We start from the raw sequence: 22022 nt of genomic DNA, 5'->3' as shown, positions 1-22022 counted from the left end.
AACCCGCTCGACTTGCATGTATTAGGCACGCCGCCAGCGTTCGTCCTGAGCCAGGATCAAACTCTCCATAAAAGTGGCCCCGAAGGACCGTTATGTTAGAGCTGATTAAAAGCTCATTTCCCCAATCTCTTGGGGTCCCCGTAAAGTACTTGGCTAGGCTGCGAAAGCTTTGCTTCACTTTATGGGGCCGAAACGTTTGGCTTCATTGTTTTGCTGCTCGTTGTTCAGTTTTCAAGGAGCTAACTATTCATTATCAGCTTACTTCGCGAGCGTTTCACCGCCGGAATAACAATATATCATGTTCGACATATTTCGTCAAGCATCTTTTTTTATTGTTTTTTTCACCGAAGAAGTGACAAGACATACCTTACCACATAGGTCCTAAGAAGCGCAACCCCCATGCTGAAAGTTCCAATTTTCGAAATATTGAATCCTATAAGAAAAAGCCTTCCAATTCACCAGACATCTTGGAAGGCTTTTCTCTCCTTACTCCCACTTGAAAAACCGGACCGCCGCCATCGAACAGATCAGAGCCAGACCCGCCATCACAGCGAGCGGAAGGAAAACACTCTCCGCCGGCAGACCTAAGGACGCCGCCTTCATCAGCTTGATGCCTTGGGTCAATGGAAGCACGTCGGCGGCCTTTTGCAGCACACCGGGCATCACCTCATATGGAAGGGTTGCCCCCGAAAACACCAGCATCGGAAAATACAGTACACTGGCCCACACTCCCGCTGTTTTGATATCAGACGCTGTCCCGCCTACCAATAAACCGATACTGTAAATAGAAAGCAGCACCAGCAGGTAAGCGCCCAGAAAGGTCAGCCAGCTGCCCTCCATCCGGTATCCGAAAAACAGCGCCGCGGTGGCATACACCAGCACCAGCGAGATAACCGATGCAAGCGCATAAACGCTAACCTGGACCGCCAGCAGCATAGACGGGCTTACCGGAGTGACCTTGAAGCGCTTGAGAATTTTTTTCTGCCGGTAATCCGATATCACTAATGGCAGCCCCATGACCCCTCCCGCACAAACGGCAATCGCCGCCACCGCCCCGAAGGATTGCTCCAGAAACGAATAGTCAGCCCCCTCGAAGGCCGGCTTACTGCCGTATATAATCCCCAGGATCACCATCACCACAACCGGCATGCATATGGAGAAAATAAGCAAATCCATCCCCCGCAGCGCCAGCCGACACTCGGTCTTAAACAATGCTTTGAAGATCCGCACGCCCAGTCACCTCCTCATCCGTATACCACAAGTATGCATCCTCGAGGGATTCGCAGGGACTCGAGGTGATGGCCTCCCGGACCGTTCCATAGAAAACCGTCTTGCCCTTTTTCATAATCATCAAATGGTCGCACAATGCCTCGACTTCATCCATGAAATGGGAGGTCAGCAGAATGGTCAGCCCCCCAGTTTTCAGCTCGCTAAGACATTGCCAGACATCCCGGCGTGCCCGGGCGTCCAATCCGGTAGTCAATTCGTCAAGAAACACCACCTCAGGATTAGGAATAAGAGCCAGCACAATAAAAAGCCGCTGCCTCTCCCCTCCCGACAGCTCGCTGACCAGGCTTGCGGCTTTGTCCGACAGACCGAACCTCTGCAGCAGGCTCCGGTAGTCCGCCGGGTTCCGGTAAAGCGCCCTAGTCATTCCGCACAGCTCGGCTACCTTGATTTTGTCCTGATACTTCGCCTCCTGGAACTGCACACCCACCCGTTCAAAAAGCCGCTTCCGGTCCTTCAGAGGGTCCATGCCCAACACCGAAACAGCCCCGGAATCGTAGCTTTTGGTGCCAAGGATACATTCAATGGCCGTGCTTTTTCCCGCACCATTCGCCCCCAGCAATCCGAACACCTCCCCGCGTCGGACGGTAAAACCCAGATGTTCCACAGCCCGGACAGCGCCGTAGGATTTGCATAAACGCTCAATATGGATAGTCGTTTCCACCTGAAAACCTCCTTCTTTTTGCCGGCACAAAAAGAATAGCATTCAAGAAATGTCTGGTGTTAAAGTGGAGGGTTGGGAGAAAAGGAAAGCTTCATCCGGTGCAGATGGGCCAGCATGGTATCCGCATTGCAGGCAGCGGCCTCCAGCGAGGTCAACAGGGTATCGCAGGCGGAGATAATTTCGTCGTCCTCCCGCGGCGTATTGATGGTCATGCGCAGGTCAGGAAGGGAAGCGCCTCCCGACAGGCCAGACAGCATACGCAGAATAGCGGACAGCGAATAATTGGCACCGCGAAGGGCGCGGATGATTTTAAGCCGCCGGAGATCTTCACCGGAATATACCCGGTACCCATTCTGCTTACGTTTCACGGTCAAGAGCCCATTCATTTCCCAATTCCGCAAAGCGTCCATAGAAATGTTCAACTGTTTGGCAGTCTCCTGCCGCGTCAACGCTGTCCGGACTTCAGCCGGCCTGTGATCCGTGAGCAGCTCTTCCACCAACTGCACCGCCTCTTCAGCATGCCGCTGCTCCTCCCGGATTTGGCAGCGGTAAGCTTCCGCAATACGGATTGCCTCTATATAATCCTCCGCTGCCGAAGCTTTAATAATAGCGATGGTTTTTTTGCGGAGGCCGTTCTGCAGCACCTCAACAGCAAAGGCCATCCGGATCAGCTTCATCTGTTCCATATGCAAATCGGTGAATAATCTGTAGCCGTTGGGCTGGCGTGAAGGCTTCGAAATAAATCCGAAGTTTTCATACAGCCGGACAGTATTGGGGTGAATCCCGTTAACACGGGCAAGCTCGACGGTTTTATAGCTGTTCATTAGTAATCGCCTCCGGGGCTAAGCTAAGGTTCGTTACGTCTATTGTACCGCCCGCCCCAAGTCTGGTGCTATAGTGGAGGGTTTTCGTTTACTCGCCAACCCGGTATGAACCGGGGAGAATGGACAAACACTATGGTCAGCACCCATCTTCCCCATCCCAAATTTGAATGAAAGCGGGGCAACATTATGGGCAGACGTAAAAGCAGACAATATGCCTACCCTGTTTCGCCTTCGGCCATCAACGCCTTCAAAGCCGATGTGATGAGGCAGGAGGGGTATGCGGTCAACCTGCAGGAACCGGACCAGGTCAAATTCGAGGTCGCCCAATCCATGGGCATCCCGCTCTCCCAAGGGGACAACGGCCAGCTAAAAACCGAGGATGCCGGACGGATCGGCGGCAAAATCGGAGGCGCCATGGTCAAGGAAATGATCCGGATGGCGCAGCAGCATCTGGCGGAGAAGCAAAGAATCCGTTAGCGGAAGGATAATCAAACAAAAGACCTTTCCCCTGTTTATGGAGAAAGGTCTTGTTTGTGTTTAGCAATGCATTTATTTGTTGATTTGGTGAATCGCCTGGCCCAATGCGCCTTCGGCGGCTTCCATGACCATCTCGGCCAATGTGGGGTGGGCATGGATGGTTAACGCGATATCCTCCAAAGTGGCCCCCATTTCGATGGCCAGCCCAATCTCGGCAATCAGGTTGGAGGCTTCAGGACCAACCACCTGAGCACCCAGCACCAGGCCGGTTTTCTTGTCGCCCACTACCTTAACAAAGCCTTCCGCACTCCCCAGCGAAAGCGCGCGGCCATTAGCGGCATACGGGAACTTGCCGATGGCAACCTCGTAGCCTTCCTTCTTGGCCTCCGTTTCGCTTAAGCCGACACCGGCGATTTCCGGGTCGGAGAAGACGACAGCAGGCATGGCCTTGTAATCCACCACGCTGGGGTGCCCGGCGATGGCTTCCGCAGCAACTTTTCCTTCATAAGAAGCTTTATGGGCCAGGGCGGGCCCTGCCACAATATCACCGATGGCATAAATATGGGGGACGCTGGTTTGACCCTTTTCGTCCACCTCAATATATCCACGTTCCGTAAGCTTCATATCCACGATCTCCAGACCCAGCTCATCCGTATTGGGACGGCGGCCTACGGTTACCAGCACATATTCTGCCGTTGCCTGCCGTTCCTCCCCGTTAACGGTATAGGTAACCGTCACGGATTTCTCCGAGGTCTGGGCAGATTTCGCCATGGCTCCGGTTTCGATGACGACGCCGGCCTTTTGCAGCTTTTTGGCCACCAGAGAGGAGAATTCCTTCTCGAAGCCCGGCAGGATAGCGTCGGAGCCCTCCAGAATGGTCAGCTTGGAGCCGAACTTGGAGAAGGTCTGGCCCAGCTCGATGCCGATGTAGCCGCCGCCAATGACAATCAGGCTCTCGGGAACATGGCCCAGGCTCAACGCGCCTGTGGAATCGAGAATCCGGTCCCCGAAGGGGAAGGTTTTCAGCTCGATAGGCCGGGAGCCTGTGGCGATAATACAATCCACAAAGCGGTACCGGGCGCTGTCATAGCCGCTGACCACCCGGACCTCATTGGGGCTCATAAAAAGAACCTCGCCGGAGAGAATCTCCACCTTATTCCCCTTCAAAAGCCCGCCAACACCGCCGGTGAGCTTCTTGACGATCCCGCCTTTCCATTCCTGGACCTTGGCGAAATCGACGGAAACCCCCTCAGCCTTGATTCCCATCGTGTCGCCGTGCTGAACGGCCTCCAGATGATGGGCTGCCGAAATCAGCGCTTTGGAGGGGATACATCCGCGATTCAGGCAAACGCCCCCTACCTCGGCTCTGTCCACAATGGTAACCTTCCGGCCCAATTGGGCGGCGCGGATAGCTGCCACATAACCGCCGGGACCGGCGCCGATCACCAATACATCAATATCCGTGGTAAATTCCCCAACAACCATCGCCTTACACCTCCATAACCAGCAGCTCGGGATCAGACAACAGCTGCTTGATGAGATTCACTGCATGCTGGGCCGTAGCCCCGTCGATCAAACGGTGGTCGAAGCTCAGGGACAAGGCCATCACATCCCCGATAGCAAGTGCGCCGTCACGGACCACCGGCTTCTGGGCAATCCGTCCGGTGCCCAGAATAGCCACCTCCGGCCAGTTGATGACAGGGGTGAAGAATTGTCCGCCGGCTGAGCCGATATTGGTGATGGAGAAGGTGCTGCCCTTCATTTCCGCAGGGGAGAGCTTGCCCTCTCTGGCCTTGACAGCCAGCTCGCTGATTTCGGCGGCAATGGTCCACATGCTCTTGCGGTCGGCATTGGTCACCACCGGCACAATGAGCCCGTTATCGGTATCCGTAGCGATACCCACGTGGAAGTTCTTTTTATATACAATTTCACTGCGCTCGTCGTCGATGGAAGCGTTCAAAGCAGGGTACTGCTTCAGAGCCGCTACTACAGCCTTCACGATAAAAGGCAGATAAGTCAGCTTGACGCCTTTTTTCTCGGCAATGGGCTTCAGCCGCTGGCGGAAGGCCACCAGCTTGGATACATCCACCTCGTCCATAACGGTTACGTGAGGAGCCGTATACACCGACTTGGCCATCGCTTGGGCGATAATCTTGCGGACACCCTTCAGAGGCACACGCTCCTCCGCTGCGTCAGCTACGGCCGGAGCCGCCGATGCAGCAGGCGCAGCGCCTTGGGCTGCCGGGGCTGCCACACTTGCAGCCTCCGCTGCTGCGGGTGCTGCCGTTTGGCCAACGCCGGAGGCGGCTGCTGTAACATCCTCGCGAGTGATCCGGCCGTTTTTGCCGGAGCCCTGAAGGCGGGTCAAATCTACACCTTGTTCCCGGGCGAACTTGCGCACGCCGGGAGTAGCCATTACGTGGCGCCGGTCCTGAACAGGCGCCGAAGCCGCCACAGCAGCAGGTGCCGCAGGTGCAGTTGGAACTTGTGCTGCCGCAGCAGGTGCTGCAGCCGGTGCAGCCGCGGGCACCGGGTTTTCAGGCGTTGCTGCAGGTGCTGCTGCAGGTGCTGCTGCAGCTTCAGGAGCAGGAGCCGTACCTTCGCCCTCCACCTCGAATACAGCCACTATATCGCCCACATGGGCAACACTGCCTTCTGCCGCTTTTACCTCCAGTACCTTCCCCGAAATAGGGGCAGGCACCTCAACCACTGCTTTATCGTTCTGGACCTCCATCATAACCTGGTCCTCTTCAAGCTTGTCTCCGGCCTTAATATGCCACTTTACAATTTCACCCTCATGAAGACCTTCCCCCAGCTCGGGGAACCGGTATTCGAATAGTGCCATCGTTAAACCCTCCTTTCTAGAAATCGAGAACCGTATTCATACCCGCCAGCACTCTGGCAGGATCAGGCAGCCACTTATCCTCAATCTGGCCGAATGCAAACACCGTATCCGGAGCGGTTACCCGGATAACCGGCGCCTCCAGCTGGAGAATCGCTTTTTCGTTAATTCTGGCGATAATTTCCGCCGCGGCTCCAGCAGAACGCTGAGCCTCCTGGACAACCACCACACGGCCCGTTTTATTAACGGAAGCCAGAATAGTGTCGGTATCCAAAGGTACGAGGGAGCGCAAATCGATGACCTCGGCCTTGGCACCTCTGGTTTTCTCCAGCTCCTCAGCCGCCTTCACCGCCGTATGCACCATCGCGCCATACGCCAGCACCGTTACATCGGTGCCTTCCCGGACCACGTTGGCTTTGCCAATGGGAACGGTATATTCCCCTTCCGGGACCTCCCCCCGGAACCCGCGGTACAGCTTCAGATGCTCCATAAAAAATACCGGATCATTATCGCGGATGGCGCTGATTAAGAGCCCCTTGGCATCATAGGGATTGGAGGGGACAACCACCTTCAGCCCGGGAGTCTGCATAAACAGTCCTTCCAAGCTGTCCGTATGAAGCTCAGGAGCCTTAACGCCTCCGCCGAAGGGAGTCCGGAACACAATGGGGGCATTGTAACGTCCGCCTGAGCGGTACCGGAGGCGGGAAGCCTGGGCGCTGATAGAATCCATTACTTCGAAGACAAATCCGATAAACTGGATTTCCGCAATGGGACGGAAGCCTTGAACGCTAAGCCCTACCGCCAGCCCTCCGATTCCCGATTCCGCCAAAGGAGTATCGAATACCCGCTCTTCCCCAAACTCCTTCTGAAGCCCTTCTGTTGCCCGGAAAACGCCGCCGACGCGGCCTACATCCTCACCAAACACCAGCACGTTGGAATCTCTCGCCAATTCAACCCGCATGGCGTCGGTTATCGCTTGAATCATTGTCATCTGCGCCATATTGTTTCTCCCGTCCTTTCCGCCGATAGTCGGTCTATGTTAAATCCCTCTGAAATATTCCTTCTGCTCTTCCAGGTAAGCGGGAGTGGTTTCGAACATGCTGTCGATTAACCCTTCCACCGTCATAGGCGCTGCAGCCTCAGCCTGCTTGATGGCATTGGCCACCTCCGCTTTGGCTTCCTCCACAATTTTCATTTCCTGCTCTTCGCTCCACAAGCCCTTCTTTTCCAAAAAGCGGCGGAACCGGACCAGAGGATCCTTAACCTCCCACTCTCCTTGTTCATCCTTGGTGCGGTATTTGGTGGGATCGTCTCCGGACATGGAATGGGGTCCAAAACGATAGGTCAGGGTCTCGATCAGGGTAGGGCCTTCGCCTCGGCGGGCACGCTCCACCGCTTCCGATGCAGCCTTATATACAGCCAGAATATCCATCCCGTCCACTTGAACGCCCGGAATGCCTGCAGCCACCGCTTTTTGCGCAATGGTCGCGGCAGCCGTTTGCTTCGAACGCGGTGTGGAAATGGCATAATGGTTATTTTGCACGACGAATACCACCGGAAGCTTATAGACACCGGCGAAGTTCATCCCCTCATAAAAGTCTCCCTGGGAAGAACCGCCGTCACCGGTGTACGCCATGGCTACATTGGTGGTGCCGCGTTTCTTGAGTCCCATGGCAACTCCGGCAGCCTGGACGATCTGGGCGCCGATAATAATCTGCGGCAGGAGAATATTCACACCTTGCGGAATCCGTCCGCCCTCCTGGTGTCCGCGGGAATATAGGAATGCATTGGCCATAGGCAGTCCGTGCCAATACAATTGGGGCATATCCCGGTAACCGGGGCAAACAAAGTCTTCCTTCACCAGTGGGAACCCGGTTCCCACAATGCTGGCCTCCTGGCCCGATACAGGCGCATAAAAGCCCAGTCTTCCTTGGCGGTTCAAGCTTACGGCACGCTGGTCCCAAGTACGGGTAAATACCATGCGGCGCATCAGCTCCAGCAATTGCTTATCCTCCAGCGCGGGCGCTTCCTGTCCGGGAATGATCTCTCCGTCAGGGGACAGAACGGATAGGGGCTCCATCTCTTTCAGTATGGCTTCGTAGCGGTTTTCCATCCTATTTCCACTCCTTACTCTTGTCTGTAATGAGAATCATTTTCAATAAGACCGCCTTTACCCCATTCTAAGACATCCTGCGAAGAAAAACGAATTTTTCGAGGTATTTTCTGAAAAAAGACAAAAATATATAACTTTTTACTTAATCATGGTCATATCTTCGTTTCAATTCAACCCTCATGCTATCCAATTCTGGCCGTTTTACTAAGTCAAAAGTCCCGGTCCCATCTTTGCCGGCCGCTTCCTCCGCCCCCAGCAGCTTCCGCAAGCTATCCACAAAAGCCTCTGCCGAAGGAACTCCCGCCAGTTCCTGGAGACTGGCCATGCTGTCCGGCACCACCCCGGGATCATCCGTATGGGAAGCCCCGCCCGTGGCCTCCTTGTAGAACCGCTGCGCCAGCTGCCCCCTCGCCTCTCCGCTGCCTTCCACCAGAACAAAAGCGGAGATCACACATGCCTTTAGCTGCCGCCGCTGGGCAATGCCGCAAAACTTCCGCCCGGACAAGGCCAGATCATAATCACCCGGACAGAAGGAACCCCGGATTTCCCCCGCCTGCACCTCACTGCTCCAAGGTTTGACCGCATCGGCAATCAGCTGCGCCATCAAGCGGAATTCCTGGTGGAAATCCATTCTTGCCCCCTGTACATAAGGGAGTACCAGCGAGATATTGACCACTCCCGAATCCAGCGGAACCGCAGCTCCTCCGGAATTCCGGACCCCAACGGAGAAGCCCTCCTGGCGGAGGGTCTCCATGGCTTTTCCGGCATAGGGAAGCCGGCGGTCCCTTAATCCAAGCACCAATGCCCGGGGATGGCGCCAGATCCGCACCAAAGGGGGAAGCTCCCCGGTCCCTGTCTTCCGGCAGGCCACCTCGTCCCAAGCAAAAGCATCGGTCACGTCCGCCGACGGCTCCACTAACGGCTGCTCAATCAGAACAGGACGGGTCAGACTCGGAAAACGCTCCATAAAACCGTTCATCCTTCATCCGCCGCCTTTCCTCACGGGTAGCTTACCCCATTTTTGCTGATTACAGCATGAACCAGCTTCCGGTGCTCCGGTGCCTCATCTTGAAGCAGATACGCGTTCTGAACCCGCTTGGCAATCCGGTCCAGCGCCTCCTGGCTCTGTCCTTCCTTGGCATACAGCACCGCCAGTCCTTCACCCTCTTGAACAGCATCCCCCGTTTTGCGCAAAAGCTGCACGCCCACCGAAAGGTCAATCACAGATTCCTTGGTTTCCCGTCCTGCACCCAGCTCCATGGCGGCCAATCCGATTTCCTCTGCTGTTATATGCCCCACATAACCGCCCCGCGGCGCCGGAACTGTTACATGACGGGACGATACCTGAAGCAGGTTCGGATCGTCTCCAACCGCCGGATCTCCCCCTTGAGCCGCTACAAATTCCTTGAATTTGGCCAAGGCTTCCCCGGAAGACAGCTTGCTCTTCAGAATGTCCTTGGCTTCTTCGGCGCTGTCCGCCTTGACGCCCAGCACCAGCATATGGGAGCCTAATGTCAGACAGGTTTCCACCAGGTCCGCCGGTCCCTTGCCCTGTAGGGTCTCCACAGCAAGCCGCACCTCCAGGGCATTCCCTACAGCCGTCCCCAAGGGCTCCTCCATATCCGTAATCACCGCCACCGTCTCCCGTCCCGTTTCCGTGCCGATGCTGACCATAGCCTCCGCCAGCCGGATGGAGTCCTCCAGTGTTTTCATAAAGGCACCGCTGCCGGTTTTCACATCCAAAACAATGGCATCTGCCCCTGCGGCAATTTTCTTGCTCATAATGGAGCTGGCAATCAGGGGAATGGAATTCACCGTTCCCGTAACATCCCGCAGGCTGTAAAGCTTCTTATCCGCCGGCGTAATGTTGCCGGACTGGCCGATCACCGCCACCCCGTGGGTGTTCACTTGCCGGATGAAGTCCTCCGGAGACATCTCGGTGGAGAAGCCCGGAATGGATTCCAGCTTGTCAATCGTTCCCCCTGTATGGCCCAGACCACGCCCGGACATTTTGGCGACAGGGACACCGGCTGACGCTGCCAGAGGAGCCAGCACCAGGGTAACCGTGTCACCTACACCGCCGGTGGAATGCTTGTCTGTTTTGATCCCGAGAATCGGGCTTAAATCCAGCATATCGCCGGAAGCCGCCATGGCCAAGGTCAGGTCCGCCGTCTCACGGGCACTCATCCCCCGGAAAAACACCGCCATCGCCCATGCCGCCATCTGGTAATCGGGAATCTCCCCCTTGGTATACCCCTCAATCAGAAATTGGATTTCCTCCCGGGCCAACTCATGGCCGTCTCTTTTTTTCTGGATCAGATCCACTGTACGCATCAATAGCGCCCCTTTACGTTAAAAGTGAAAGAAAGACTACTCATTCCCGATAAACATTCACGGTGCCGAGTAGTCTTTTCCATGTATGGAGTTGTTTCTGCTGTTAAACCTCTACCTGCCGCACAAAAGCCTTCACCAGCGCCTGGAACTTGGGCTTGGTCCGGTTGGCGACCTCCATGACCTGCTCGTGGGTCAAGGGCTCCAGCTCCTCGCCGATGGCCATATCGGTGATGCAGGAGATTCCCAGCACCTTCAACCCGCCGTGACTGGCCGCGATAACCTCGCCCACCGTCGACATACCTACAGCGTCCCCGCCTACACGGGCCAGCATCATCAGCTCCGCCGGAGTCATATAAGCGGGACCGCTGATACCGCAATACACGCCCTCCTGCAGAACCAGAGGCTGACCTGCATCATCCCGCACCTCCTCCGCCAGCTTTTTGGCCAGGACGCGGTACTCCCGGTTGTAAGCCTGGGACATATCGGGGAAGCGCACACCCAGCTCAGGATCATTCGGCCCGATCAGAGGACTGGCCCCGGTCATATTGATGTGGTCGGAGATCAGCATCAGGTCTCCGGCACGGAAATTACGGTTCATCCCGCCTGCCGCGTTGGTGATAACCAGTGTTTTTACCCCTAGCTCCCGCATCACATATACGGGGAACACAACCTTCTTCATGCTGTAGCCTTCATAAAAATGGAACCGCCCCTGCATAGCGATAACCGTACGGCCCTCCAGCTCGCCTACCACAAACCGCCCGGCATGCCCCTCCACGGTGGACACGGGGAAATGCGGAACGTCGTGGTAATCAATCACAATCGGATTTTGAATCTGGTCGGCCAAATCCCCCAGTCCCGAACCAAGAATCAGGCCGATGACGGGACGGACCTGGCCCAGCTTGTCCTGGATGGCCTGGCTGGCCTCCCGGACTTGTGCATAAGTACCTTCATTTGGATTTATAGACACGTATATACCCTCCCGGATGTCGTTACATTTGAGGAATAAGCTGGATGACGAATTTCAGGAACTGCTGCTTCACCCGGTCAGTGGTTTCCATAACCTCTTCATGGGAAAGGGGCTGGTCAAGAATCCCTGCAGCCATATTGCTGATACAGGAGATGCCCAGCACTTCTATCCCGGAGTGGCGGGCGATAACCACCTCGGATACAGTGGACATGCCAACAGCATCGGCGCCTAACACACGCAGCATACGGATTTCCGCCGGTGTTTCATAGGACGGGCCCAACAGTCCGGCATACACACCCTCCTGCAGCTTCAGCCCTTGGGCAGCGGCGATTTCCTTGGCAATAGTACGCAGACGTTTGCTGTATCCTTCGGACATATCCGGGAAACGGACACCCAGCTCCTTGTGGTTGGGGCCGATCAACGGATTGGTTCCGGTCATGTTCAGATGGTCGGAAATCAGCATAAGATCTCCCGGGTCATAGGAGGTGTTTACCCCTCCGGCTGCATTGGTAACCAGAAGACCGGTGATGCCCAGCTTTTTCATGACGCGAATGGGGAAGGTTACGGTTTCCCCTTGATACCCTTCGTACATATGGAAACGGCCCTTCATCAGGAGCACCGGACGCCCGCCAATTTTGCCCAGCAGCAGCTCTCCTGCATGTCCTTCCACAGTGGAAACGGGAAAATGGGGAATGTCGCTGTAATTCACCGTAACGGCTTCCTCCAGGGAATCGGCCAATACGCCGAGCCCGGAACCGAGGATCAGTCCAATTTCCGGACGGATGGAAGAACGGGATGCGATATAGCTTGCCGCTTCTTCAATACGCTCCAATACATGTTTCTCTGCCATCTATGTACCTCCTTGAATTTAGTCTTAGTTCGGGTTTCATTCCTTACCGGGAAAGAGTGCCTTGGATGCTCAGACCAGCTTGTCCAAAAAGCTTGTCCCATGCTCCATGGGGGGCAGGCCGAAATTATCCGCTACCAGAGCGCCCAGATCGGCGAAGGTATCGCGGATGCCGGTCCCGGCTGGCTGGGTCAATGCCGGGCTGTACAGGAGAATCGGCACATATTCCCGGGTATGGTCAGTGCCTGCATGGATCGGGTCATTGCCGTGGTCCGCCGTAAGAATCAACAGATCCTCCGGGCCGATCTGCGCCATAATCTCCGGCAGGCGGGCATCAAACTCCATAAGCGCTCCGGCGTATCCCTCCACATCGCGGCGGTGACCGAACAAGGAGTCAAAATCCACCAGGTTAGTGAACACTAAACCTTTAAAATCGCTTTTGAGCACCTCAATGGTCCGGTTGATGCCATCCTCATTACTCTTGGTGGGGTAAGATTGGGTGACCCCTTGCCCGGAATAAATATCGTTGATCTTGCCTACGGCGATACAGTCCAGCCCGGCCTCTGCCAAACGGTTCATCACCGTAGGTGCAGGAGGTGTAACGGCATAGTCATGCCGGTTGGGAGTACGCTTGAATGCCCCCGGCTGCCCTACGAACGGACGCGCAATGACGCGGCCTACGGGGAATTCCGGACGCAGCGTCAGCTCACGTGCGATTTTGCAGGCTGCATACAGCTCCTCAAGCGGAATGATTTCCTCATGGGCGGCGATCTGGAAGACGCTGTCCGCTGAGGTATAGACAATCCAGGAGCCGGTTTTCATATGCTCCTCGCCCAGCTCGTCCAGAATCTCTGTGCCGGACGCCGGTTTATTGCCAAGAATGCCGCGGCCTGTCCGTTGGCTGAACTCCTGAAGCAGCTCCGGGGGAAAGCCATCCGGATAGGTATTAAAAGGGGTATTGATGAAGAGACCCATGATCTCCCAGTGGCCGGTCATGGTGTCCTTGCCCACGGATTGCTCCGCCATTTTGCCGTAATAAGCCTTGGGCTCGTCAACAGGCGGCACAGTTTGGAGAGGGGCAATATTGCCAAGACCCAGCTGCTCCATGTGTGGCACACGGAAATTCTTGGCATGCTCGGAGATATGGCCCAACGTATGGGCTCCCGCATCACCGAAGGAGGGTGCGTCCGGCAGCTCGCCGATGCCGACGCTGTCCAGTACGATCAATGCAATTCGTTTGAAAGCCATGCTTGTACAAACCTCCCTAAGGGGTAACCATCCCTGTCCGGGGATGGGCCCGGTTATAAATATCCTTCATTCTTTCCGGGTTGGATTTCACATACATAATAGTGGAGGAAAGATCGGCATGGCCCAGCATTTCCTGCAAGGCCTTCAGGTCCGCTCCATTCTCCAGAAGATGCACGGCAAAGGAATGGCGCAGGGTATGGGGGGTAATCTCCCCCAGGATCCCGGAATCCGCAGCATGCTTCTTGATAATCTTCCAGAAGCCCTGCCGGGAAAGCCTGCCGCCCAGGTGATTGGCGAACAAGGCGCCCGTATCTCCATCCTGGCCGCCTGAACCCGATTCCAGATAACGCTGCAGCCACAAAGCCGCTTGTGGATGAATGGGGATCATTCTTTCCTTCTCGCCTTTTCCGGAGCAGCGGATAAAGCCCAAATCCAGGTAAACATGGCCTCTGTCCAGCGAAACCAGCTCCGTAACCCGGATTCCCGTGGCGTACAGAAGCTCCAGCATCGCCTTGTCCCGCAGGCCGTAGGGGGTATCCGTACGCGGAGCCTCCAAAAGCCGGCCCACCTCCTCTACGGTCAACACGGAGGGCATCTTCCGTTCCAGCCGGGGAGCCTCCAGCCCCACTGCAGGATCATGGTCAAGCACATGCTCCGCAACGAGGTATTGGTAGAAGGAGCGGATGGATACCAGACACCGGTTTACCGTTGCCGATGCCCGTCCCAATTTTTTGAGATGGAGAAAGTAGCCCTGTATATGGACGCGCGAGGAATCCTCCAGCCGGACGGACTTCTCCGCCAGATATCCCAGATATTGAGCCAGGTCCCGCCGGTAGGACTGGAGCGTGTTCATGGCCAGGCCCCGTTCTTCCCCCAGCAGTTCAAGATAGCGTTGCAAGTGGAGATTCATTGCCTCTTACGCTCCTTATCATACGTTCTTTCGTATTATAAGTTCAACAAAGAGGCTGTTTTTTCCTTCTCCCTCCAAACGGAATCATTCTCCCAGCCAATAATAGAGCCGCAGGCGGTCGGCCATGTTGTCTGCATCCAGGGTTCCGGAATCATGGCGGAAGGCCTTGACGGCACTGCCCTCCGGGGTTTTGTGGCGGTGAGCGGGCTGCATCCATTGCCCTACCAGCGTCATAATATGATACAGCAAAATCACCAAGACAAAAAACAATGCGATGAATTTCATACGCTCGATCCATTTGCGCACATGTACGATCATAACGGCTCACCTCTTACCGTTAACGTATGACAGCGCAGCATTGACTATGCCTTGTCCCCGTCCGTCCGCATGCCTATTATTCCCTACTATGCCGGAAAAAAACAAGTCGAAGGAGTCTGTCTGACAAGAGTAATTCTGGTGAATCCATATTCATTGGACAACATTCACTACCGGGATAGGCTTGTCTTGGAAGCTCAAACACGTTTTGTCGGCCTTGATTGGATTGAATCTTAAGGGGTCAAAGCCGCCAAAAAACTCGCCCTCAAAAGCGTATGCTTCCGAAGCCAGTTTTCCTTGCGGAAAACTTTCACAACCTATCCCTCCCGTTTCATGTTGATGAATATGGATTCACCAAACCTTCTCCATCGGACAGGCATCCTGCCCAAGTCCGCAGAATATTGCAGCTGCCCATGCCAAATGTCCCGATTCCCCATAGAATGCATCAGGAACCCAAGGGGAGATGGTTAAGAATATGAGCACTATGCGGGATATTCTGGCCGGCATTATGCAGGCGCCGGGCAGAGGCAGCATTACAAGCGGGAAAAAAAATACGGGGCAAACACGCAAAATGGTCGTCCTGAAAAACAGCCACTGCTATCATCATTGTCTGGCCCAGCTTAAAGCATTGGGCATTAAGCCTGTCAAAAAGGTGGCGGGCGCCAACGCTGTGGTTTGCCGGTTTCCGGCCAAAGCAAGCTTAAAGGCATTATCTACCCACAGCATGGTCAAGCGGGTGGAGCATGACGCCAAAGTGAAGGTGCATCGAAAAAGGGGCTTACGCCAAGTGCGGATATCGGCACCCTGCGCCTCTGTGAATGCCCCCCAAATCATTCCATGGGGCGTAAAGCGGGTCGGCGCTCCTAATGTTTGGCGGTCCTATCAGGGGAGCGGGGTCAGAATCGGCATCATTGATACCGGAATCAGTCCCCACCCCGACCTCCGCGTCCGCGGACGGTTCAACGCCATTGCCGGTACGCCGGATACGGATGAAAACGGACATGGCACCCACGTGTCCGGCACCGCCAGCGCCTTGAACAACAGCTTCGGGGTAGTCGGCGTGGCCCCGAAGGCCCGTCTGTATTCCGTTAAGGCTTTTGATGCCAGCGGAAGTGCGTTTGTATCAGATATTGTGGAAGCGCTGGAATGGTGCATCAGCCACAATATGCAGGTCATCAACATGAGCTTCGGCATCCGTGAAGGCAGCGACACGGTGAAGGAGCAGATCGAGCGCGCTTACCGTAAGGGTATCGTAATGGTGGCTTCAGCCGGCAATGACGGTCCCAATACCGACCAAATCGACTTTCCTGCCCGCTTGCCTCAGGTGATTGCCGTAGCGGCAAGTGACATTGGAAACAAGGTAGCCAGCTTCAGCAACAGGGGCAGGGGCATTGCCGTCACCGCTCCCGGTGTGGATATCTGCTCCACACTGCCCGGCAGAAGCTACGGCAAGATGAGCGGCACCTCTATGGCCGCCCCACATGTTACGGGAGCCGCCGCCCTTCTTTTATCCAAAAATCGCAAGCTGAGTCCGGCCCGTGTCCGCCAGGTGCTCCGGTCTACAGCCAAACGACTGTCCGGGTACTCCTCCCTGGCCCAGGGAGCAGGTCTGGTCCAGGTGGATAAGGCAATCCGTCAGGTTTAAAGCCGCCGAAAAACGAAAAAAACCCTTTGCCGGGAGCATCTCCCGCTGAAGGGTTTTCATTTTAGCTGCTGTTATTTCGCTTTAGCCTTGGCCTTCTCCCGGCATCTGTGGCAGATACCCTGAAAATCCAGCCTGTGATCCACCACCGTAAACTGGAATTCCCGATCCAGCCGCTCCTCCAGAGGGGCCAGCCAATCCTCCAGGATCTCGTCCACCGATCCGCATTGGACGCAAATCAGATGATGGTGATGATGATGCGTGCTGTCGTTGCGCAGGTCATACCGGGCAACGCCGTCTCCGAAATTCATTTTCTCGAGAACATGCAGCTCCGACAACAGCTCCAAGGTGCGGTACACTGTCGCCAGGCCAATTTCGGGAAATTTATCCTTAACCAGCATGAACACTTCTTCCGCGCTCAGATGGTCTTCTTCATTCTCCAGCAGGACTCGCACCGTCGCTTCACGTTGGGGTGTCAGCTTGAAAGCCTGCGCCTGCAGCTGTTGTTTGATTTTTTCAATGCGCGCTTCCATCGTTGCCCTCCCTAGGGTTTTCCGGAGGAAAACCGGCGTCGTAAGCATCATGAAGCACACTCGCGCCCCATCCCCGACACTCTTTCTTCATTATAGGGTGACACGGGAAATAAAGTCAACTTATTCATAGAATCGAGAACACCGACAACAGCCGGGGTGCCACCTGCTTCATCAGCTCCGGTGACAGATACCCTTCGTATAAGGCCGCTCCCGTCAGCGCGATAACCATAAACAGGGCGGTGGCCGTATAGCGCCAGAAGGCACCGGCCAAGGACCCCTCCCGTCCCACCACTCTTGCTTTTACCAGATGAATGGCGAATAGGGTGGCGGCAACGCTGACGATAATGAATGCCGGAATGATCACCAGGTTTTGGGGGAGCACCGACACAAAGGCAAACAGCACACCGTCCCAGGAATAGACGCTGACCATATAGCCTACTGTGAAGCCGACGAGTACACCCTTCAAGAAATCCAGAGCGAACACCAGCGGAAGGCCAATAACGGATAAACCCAGCACCCAGATCAGGCCAAGCCATTTCAGATGCAGAATTACCGCCTGCTGGAAAGAGGCGCCTTCATTAAAGCCGCCACCCTGATCCACTGTTGCAGCAAAAGCGGCCAGATGCCTAGCCATTTCCTCCCTTTGCTCCAGGGTAAGGGCCCCCACCAGCACTGCACCGAAGACAATACCCGTGGCGAACAGGACGAAAATAAACAGAAAAAAGGGGAAATGCTCCTTCATATACATACGCAACGGATGTCCGGTTGAATTCATAGTCTCTTCGCCTCCTTGTCCAAGCCGCATAGTACAGAATATGAGGCTTGGCCGGAAACTATGATGCCCACTATAGAGATAAGTTCATAAGAAGCACATCGTAATAGGCACCGCTGATCTTGAAGAAGCGGTCGTAGGTACCGCAGGCCTGGAAACGCAAGCTTTCATACAGGCGGATGGCCTTTGAGAAACCGGAGCAGCTCCTCCGCATCCTCCGGGTCAGCCTTGCTGATCCTCCATCCTGACTTTTCCATAGGTTCCTCCTCCGCCTGCATTTACCTGCAGAACACCGCCGCGGGCAGCCCCAATCATACCGGCAATGGCGGCTCCGGCCGTCTCCGCAATATCCTCCAGTGCTGCCTTGTGCAAAATGTTCATTTCCGTTCCGAATCGTGAGAGCAGCTTGCCTAGCAGCTTGGGGCCGAGCCCGGGCAGAAATTCCAGCGGCACCTGGTAAAAATAAGGCGGCCGGTGGGTACCGACTACAGGTTCAGGGCGGTCTGCAATATCCCTGATTCGGTCCATGACTCCGCGGACAATCTTGGTGCTCCCGCAATACAGGCAGCGCTCCGTGGACAGCTCTGCCTCATCCACAATGGAGCCGCAAGCGGCGCAATAGGTACGGTGATACTTGCCCAGCCTGGGATTCAACCCGTAATTGGCGGTTACCCCACGTCCATCCTTGCCCTGCAAAGCCAGCACAAATTCCCGGAAGGTAGGCTCAGCCATCCGGATACGGTTGTATTCCCGCCCGATCTTGCCCAGGGAATGGGCATCTGAGTCCGTCAGGAAGACCAGCCTGTCCAGCTCGGGAAGGTAAGACGCCATTTCGGTATCGGAGCTAAGCCCCAGCTCCACCGCCAGAATTCGCTCCACATCCAAAAGCTCCGACATCCGCTCCGCCGCGCTGCCGTACACACTTTTGTAGGGTGTGAAAATATGGGCGGGAATCAGGATGCCGCCGCGGGCTTCCGCCTCACGCTGAAGCTGGCGGGTAGTCACATAAATCCGCTGGGAGCTGAGCTGCACATTTTTCATAACCCCGGATAACCAGACCGTAAAGGATTTCATGGAGCGAAGGTCAGGCAGGAACACCAGGAAATGCGCTGCTCCTCTGCCCGGCTCCTTCACCTCCAGCTCTGAACCGAGGAGAATCGTGGTGTTGTGATAGCGGATGCCGCCGCCCTCCAGCTCCTCCATCTCCCCCTGCTCCAGGTAGCTGTCGATTTCGGCCTGCACCGCGGGAGAATGACAGTCGATAATGCCCACCACATCGATCCCCTTACGCTCCGATGCCTCCCGGGCGATATTGTGGAAGGTCAGGTTGGCGGCGCCGCTGATCTTGACCGGCAAACCTGATTCCGTACGCCCGATATGGATATGCATATCCACATAATATTCCTGCAGCCGCTCCATGTTACAGCTTCCCCGTCAGCCGGTAGAGCTTCCAGGCGTACACCGCCATAATGGTTTTGGCATCCCCGATACGACCTTCAGCGATGTACTGCTCCGCTTCCTCCAAGGTGATGGCGCTGCAGTCGAGAAATTCATCCTCATCCAGGTGCGCTTCACCTCTGGCTAAATTTTCCGCAACAAAAAGATGGATCAACTCGTTTGCAAATCCCGGAGATGTGTAAAAAGAATGTATAAGGCGAATATCTCCGGCAGTATAACCTGTTTCCTCCGCCAGCTCGCGGATGGCCGCTGCCAGGGGCTCTTCCCCGTGATCCAGCTTGCCCGCCGGGATTTCCACCAGATTTTTTTCGAAGGGCTTGCGGTATTGCTCCACCACCAGCATCTTATCCTCCACAAGAGCAATGACCGCCACGGCCCCCGGATGTTTCACGATTTCCCGGGTGGCCGTTTCGCCGTTGGGCAGCCGGACTGTATCCACTTGAAGGGAGATAATCCTTCCCTTAAAAATAGATTCCGTACTGAGGGTGACTTCCTCAAATTTGCTGGATGCTTGCTCGTTCATGGTCTCTTCTCCTTTTATCCGTGTAAAATGTGCCTGATTCGCTGAATTGAACCGTTACCAGACATGGCTGTGACGCAATTGTCATATGAATAGCATTATACCATGCCTGTCGGGGAAGGACCTCGAGGATTGCGCAAGCGGCAAAGGCCGACTATGAAAAGAAAAGAGGGTTCCGCCCATGAAAACCCGCTATAGCACCGCAAGTCTCCTGATGACCGGGAAAGCACATGAGGTACGCCGTATGCTCCGGCTGCTTCTGGACCAATCTCCCAACCCCCATATGCCTTTGTTGGAGCAGTTGGATCAACGCGCTTCTTTAGGTGCCGAAAGCACCTTTGTGCGGCATGCCGCATTCCTCATCCGTCCGGGTACAGCAGGCCGGAGCACCGCCGTACCCGGTGGAAAATCCCGTTAGGGCGTAAATACAAAAACGTCCTAAGCCTCCGGTCCGGCATCCTGGGGGCTCTGACCCAGCCCGCCCCAAATGGCTTTCACGTTCCGTTCCCCTTCATAATAGTCCACTTCATCCACCCGCCGGAAAAGCTGCTGTTCAGGCAATATATTCAATTTGCCTGAATCCGGGTATTCACATACATCTATTCCCCTATCCGTCCGGATATCCAGATATACGCACGGCGTTTCACTATGGTTGTAGAGCTGATGCGCCCCCTCCGGTCCTATCCCGAAAAACACCGTATCCCCTTCCCCTATCTCCTGCAATCCCTCCGGCGTGCGCAGCATGGCTTTCCCTGACAGGATAATGAACAGCTCCTCTGCGTTCCGGTGAAAATGGTACGGGTATGAATACAGACCCGGATCGAGAGAGCGAACCTCGAACTTCATATGCTCCGACCCCAACCTTTTGGACAAACCCTCGGTTGTATGCCAGGCGAACTCCGGCACAGGCGAACGCCGCTGAACGTAGGAAACCGTCTTCTCATTAATAACAAACGCCATTTCAAACCACTCCTTTGGAGATTGAGTTTTCCCTGCGCTTGACAGTATTGTACAAGATTCCGGGCGGATGGTATACTGTTCCAAAAGGGAAACAAATGTTTGCCTATCTATCTCCCCTAGAAGGAGCACGCCGCCATGGAGCCTTTGAAATATATGTACACTCCGGAGCTGCTGGAGGGCTTTGCCCACAAGGTGGCAGGTGTTTATCCCGCCTTTGACCAACCGGGGTTTCTTGCATCCGTATTCGATATCGAATGGGACTCCCGGGAACTGAAGGACCGGTACCGCCATATCGCCCGTATGCTCGGAGAATACCTGCCTGCGGACTATAATCGGGCCATACATATTCTGGAGGGAATTGCCGCAGACTGCCGGGGCTTCCCGTATATTTTCTTTCCGGAATTTGTTTGTCTCTACGGCTTGGAGCATTGGGACACCTCTCTCCGCGCATTGCGCAGCTTCACACCATCCAGCTCCTCCGAATTTGCGGTGAGGCCCTATATCGAGCTGGACCAGGAACAGATGCTTGAAGCTATGCTTGCCTGGACACAGGACCCGGACGAGCATGTAAGACGGCTGGCCAGCGAGGGCTGCCGTCCCCGCCTGCCCTGGGGGAAGCCGCTGCGGCAGCTGATTGCCGATCCTGGACCGCTTTTTCCCATTCTAACGGCGCTTATGCAGGATGAATCGGAATATGTCCGCCGCAGTGTAGCCAACAACCTTAACGATATCGCCAAAGACCACCCGGAGCTGGTGCTGCATTTGGCCGCCGTACATCTGGGGTTAAGCCGGAACACGGACCGGCTCTTGAAGCATGCCTGCCGGACTCTGCTGAAGAAAGGGAATCCGGAGGCTCTCCGCCTCTTTGGCTTTGGCAGCAGCGATGTCCAGTCCTCCGTAGACATCCGTGAGCTGCAGATCGAGCCAGAGACGATCCGGCTGGGAGAACAGCTCCGTTTCTCCTTCCAACTCTCCTCCAAGGAGCCTGCTTCCTTCCGTCTGCAATACGCCGTGGAGTACGTAAAAGCCAACGGCAAAACCGCCCCCAAACGCTTTCACCTCCCCGAACGGAAGGGATTTTCCGGCGATGAGGTGATCTCATGGAGCGTGACGGTTAAGGATTTTACCACCCGCAAGCATTATCCCGGATATCACCGTGTTTCCATTCTGGTGAACGGAGAGGAGCGCGCAGCCGGGGGATTTATGCTGGAGTTGCCCGGGGAGTAAATTGGTTTGGGGCTTGTCCTTTACGGGCTGATTATGATATGCTGCTGGTATCAAATAGGATTTCCGGGTGAAGCACACCTGG

General features: G+C 55.4%; 23 protein-coding genes and 1 rRNA gene. 4 read left to right on the top strand and 20 right to left on the bottom strand.

The features are described from left to right. The 4 genes from ACI1P1_RS18910 to ACI1P1_RS18895 form a co-directional block, all read right to left on the bottom strand. Positions 1–72 (bottom strand): 16S ribosomal RNA (locus tag ACI1P1_RS18910); the annotation flags it as partial. Positions 73–486: 414 nt separating this feature from the next. Beyond that, positions 487–1230, bottom strand: a complete 744-nt coding sequence (locus ACI1P1_RS18905; protein ID WP_416217998.1) for an ABC transporter permease — start codon at positions 1228–1230, stop codon at positions 487–489. Further along, the gene (locus tag ACI1P1_RS18900) at positions 1205–1951 is read right to left on the bottom strand and encodes an ABC transporter ATP-binding protein (protein WP_416217997.1); all 747 of its coding nucleotides are present in this window, start codon (positions 1949–1951) and stop codon (positions 1205–1207) included. The genes ACI1P1_RS18905 and ACI1P1_RS18900 overlap by 26 nt, the downstream gene beginning before the upstream one ends. Positions 1952–2010: 59 nt before the next feature. Then, on the bottom strand, positions 2011–2775 hold the full coding sequence (locus ACI1P1_RS18895; RefSeq protein ID WP_416217996.1) for a MerR family transcriptional regulator: 765 nt from the start codon (positions 2773–2775) through the stop codon (positions 2011–2013). 186 nt (positions 2776–2961) lie between these two features. On the opposite strand from ACI1P1_RS18895, the gene ACI1P1_RS18890 reads away from it, so the two are divergent. Beyond that, positions 2962–3252 (top strand): alpha/beta-type small acid-soluble spore protein, encoded by a 291-nt coding sequence (locus ACI1P1_RS18890; RefSeq protein ID WP_416217995.1) that lies wholly within the window; start codon positions 2962–2964, stop codon positions 3250–3252. Between the two features lie 72 nt (positions 3253–3324). Here the strand turns inward: ACI1P1_RS18890 and lpdA are convergent, their stop codons facing one another. The 11 genes from lpdA to ACI1P1_RS18835 all read right to left on the bottom strand — a co-directional run bounded on the left by lpdA (position 3325) and on the right by ACI1P1_RS18835 (position 14831). Beyond that, positions 3325–4737 carry a dihydrolipoyl dehydrogenase gene (lpdA, locus tag ACI1P1_RS18885; RefSeq protein WP_416217994.1) on the bottom strand — a complete coding sequence of 471 codons (1413 nt, stop codon included), beginning with the start codon at positions 4735–4737 and terminating at the stop codon, positions 3325–3327. 4 nt (positions 4738–4741) lie between these two features. Further along, the gene (locus ACI1P1_RS18880) at positions 4742–6097 is read right to left on the bottom strand and encodes a dihydrolipoamide acetyltransferase family protein (protein WP_416217993.1); all 1356 of its coding nucleotides are present in this window, start codon (positions 6095–6097) and stop codon (positions 4742–4744) included. A 16-nt stretch (positions 6098–6113) separates the two neighbouring features. Then, positions 6114–7094 carry an alpha-ketoacid dehydrogenase subunit beta gene (locus ACI1P1_RS18875; protein WP_416217992.1) on the bottom strand — a complete coding sequence of 327 codons (981 nt, stop codon included), beginning with the start codon at positions 7092–7094 and terminating at the stop codon, positions 6114–6116. 39 nt (positions 7095–7133) lie between these two features. Then, positions 7134–8207 (bottom strand): pyruvate dehydrogenase (acetyl-transferring) E1 component subunit alpha, encoded by a 1074-nt coding sequence (gene pdhA, locus ACI1P1_RS18870; protein ID WP_416217991.1) that lies wholly within the window; start codon positions 8205–8207, stop codon positions 7134–7136. Between the two features lie 142 nt (positions 8208–8349). Beyond that, the gene (locus tag ACI1P1_RS18865) at positions 8350–9174 is read right to left on the bottom strand and encodes a lipoate--protein ligase family protein (protein WP_416217990.1); all 825 of its coding nucleotides are present in this window, start codon (positions 9172–9174) and stop codon (positions 8350–8352) included. A gap of 32 nt (positions 9175–9206) precedes the next feature. Continuing rightward, on the bottom strand, positions 9207–10541 hold the full coding sequence (locus ACI1P1_RS18860) for a pyrimidine-nucleoside phosphorylase (protein ID WP_416217989.1): 1335 nt from the start codon (positions 10539–10541) through the stop codon (positions 9207–9209). Between the two features lie 103 nt (positions 10542–10644). Next, positions 10645–11508: a purine-nucleoside phosphorylase gene (locus ACI1P1_RS18855; protein ID WP_416217988.1), complete on the bottom strand. Its 864-nt coding sequence runs from the start codon at positions 11506–11508 to the stop codon at positions 10645–10647. A gap of 22 nt (positions 11509–11530) precedes the next feature. Then, entirely contained in the window at positions 11531–12358 is an 828-nt protein-coding gene (locus ACI1P1_RS18850; protein WP_416217987.1) for a purine-nucleoside phosphorylase, read from the bottom strand. A gap of 69 nt (positions 12359–12427) precedes the next feature. Next, positions 12428–13603 (bottom strand): phosphopentomutase, encoded by a 1176-nt coding sequence (gene deoB, locus ACI1P1_RS18845; RefSeq protein ID WP_416217986.1) that lies wholly within the window; start codon positions 13601–13603, stop codon positions 12428–12430. Positions 13604–13619: 16 nt separating this feature from the next. Next, the gene (xerD, locus tag ACI1P1_RS18840; protein ID WP_416217985.1) at positions 13620–14513 is read right to left on the bottom strand and encodes a site-specific tyrosine recombinase XerD; all 894 of its coding nucleotides are present in this window, start codon (positions 14511–14513) and stop codon (positions 13620–13622) included. A gap of 84 nt (positions 14514–14597) precedes the next feature. Next, positions 14598–14831 carry a YqzK family protein gene (locus ACI1P1_RS18835; protein ID WP_416217984.1) on the bottom strand — a complete coding sequence of 78 codons (234 nt, stop codon included), beginning with the start codon at positions 14829–14831 and terminating at the stop codon, positions 14598–14600. A 472-nt stretch (positions 14832–15303) separates the two neighbouring features. Here ACI1P1_RS18835 and ACI1P1_RS18830 point away from each other — a divergent pair, with 472 nt between their 5' ends. Next, complete coding sequence (locus ACI1P1_RS18830; protein WP_416217983.1) at positions 15304–16473, top strand: S8 family peptidase; 1170 nt, start codon at positions 15304–15306, stop codon at positions 16471–16473. Between the two features lie 71 nt (positions 16474–16544). Here ACI1P1_RS18830 and fur read toward each other — a convergent pair whose 3' ends face one another. From fur to ACI1P1_RS18810, 4 genes are all read right to left on the bottom strand, one after another. Further along, positions 16545–17003: a ferric iron uptake transcriptional regulator gene (gene fur / locus ACI1P1_RS18825; protein ID WP_416217982.1), complete on the bottom strand. Its 459-nt coding sequence runs from the start codon at positions 17001–17003 to the stop codon at positions 16545–16547. Between the two features lie 124 nt (positions 17004–17127). Further along, complete coding sequence (gene spoIIM / locus ACI1P1_RS18820) at positions 17128–17778, bottom strand: stage II sporulation protein M (RefSeq protein ID WP_416217981.1); 651 nt, start codon at positions 17776–17778, stop codon at positions 17128–17130. Between the two features lie 219 nt (positions 17779–17997). Then, a complete protein-coding gene (locus tag ACI1P1_RS18815) occupies positions 17998–19194 on the bottom strand; it encodes an endonuclease Q family protein (RefSeq protein WP_416217980.1) in 1197 nt (398 codons plus the stop codon). 1 nt (position 19195) lies between these two features. Further along, positions 19196–19756: an NUDIX hydrolase gene (locus ACI1P1_RS18810; RefSeq protein ID WP_416217979.1), complete on the bottom strand. Its 561-nt coding sequence runs from the start codon at positions 19754–19756 to the stop codon at positions 19196–19198. 178 nt (positions 19757–19934) lie between these two features. Between ACI1P1_RS18810 and ACI1P1_RS18805 the strand changes: the two genes are divergently transcribed. After that, a complete protein-coding gene (locus ACI1P1_RS18805; RefSeq protein ID WP_416217978.1) occupies positions 19935–20171 on the top strand; it encodes a hypothetical protein in 237 nt (78 codons plus the stop codon). Positions 20172–20191: 20 nt separating this feature from the next. Here ACI1P1_RS18805 and ACI1P1_RS18800 read toward each other — a convergent pair whose 3' ends face one another. Then, the gene (locus ACI1P1_RS18800) at positions 20192–20713 is read right to left on the bottom strand and encodes a cupin domain-containing protein (protein ID WP_416217977.1); all 522 of its coding nucleotides are present in this window, start codon (positions 20711–20713) and stop codon (positions 20192–20194) included. A 135-nt stretch (positions 20714–20848) separates the two neighbouring features. Here ACI1P1_RS18800 and ACI1P1_RS18795 point away from each other — a divergent pair, with 135 nt between their 5' ends. Beyond that, complete coding sequence (locus ACI1P1_RS18795) at positions 20849–21940, top strand: DNA alkylation repair protein (RefSeq protein ID WP_416217976.1); 1092 nt, start codon at positions 20849–20851, stop codon at positions 21938–21940. The last annotated feature ends 82 nt before the right edge of the window (positions 21941–22022 follow it).

The sequence above is a fragment of the Paenibacillus mesotrionivorans genome, from assembly GCF_046098205.1.
Lineage (GTDB): Bacteria > Bacillota > Bacilli > Paenibacillales > NBRC-103111 > Paenibacillus_AR > Paenibacillus_AR mesotrionivorans.
Note: the sequence above shows the minus strand (reverse complement) of the source record. Positions and strands in the feature narration are given on the sequence as shown.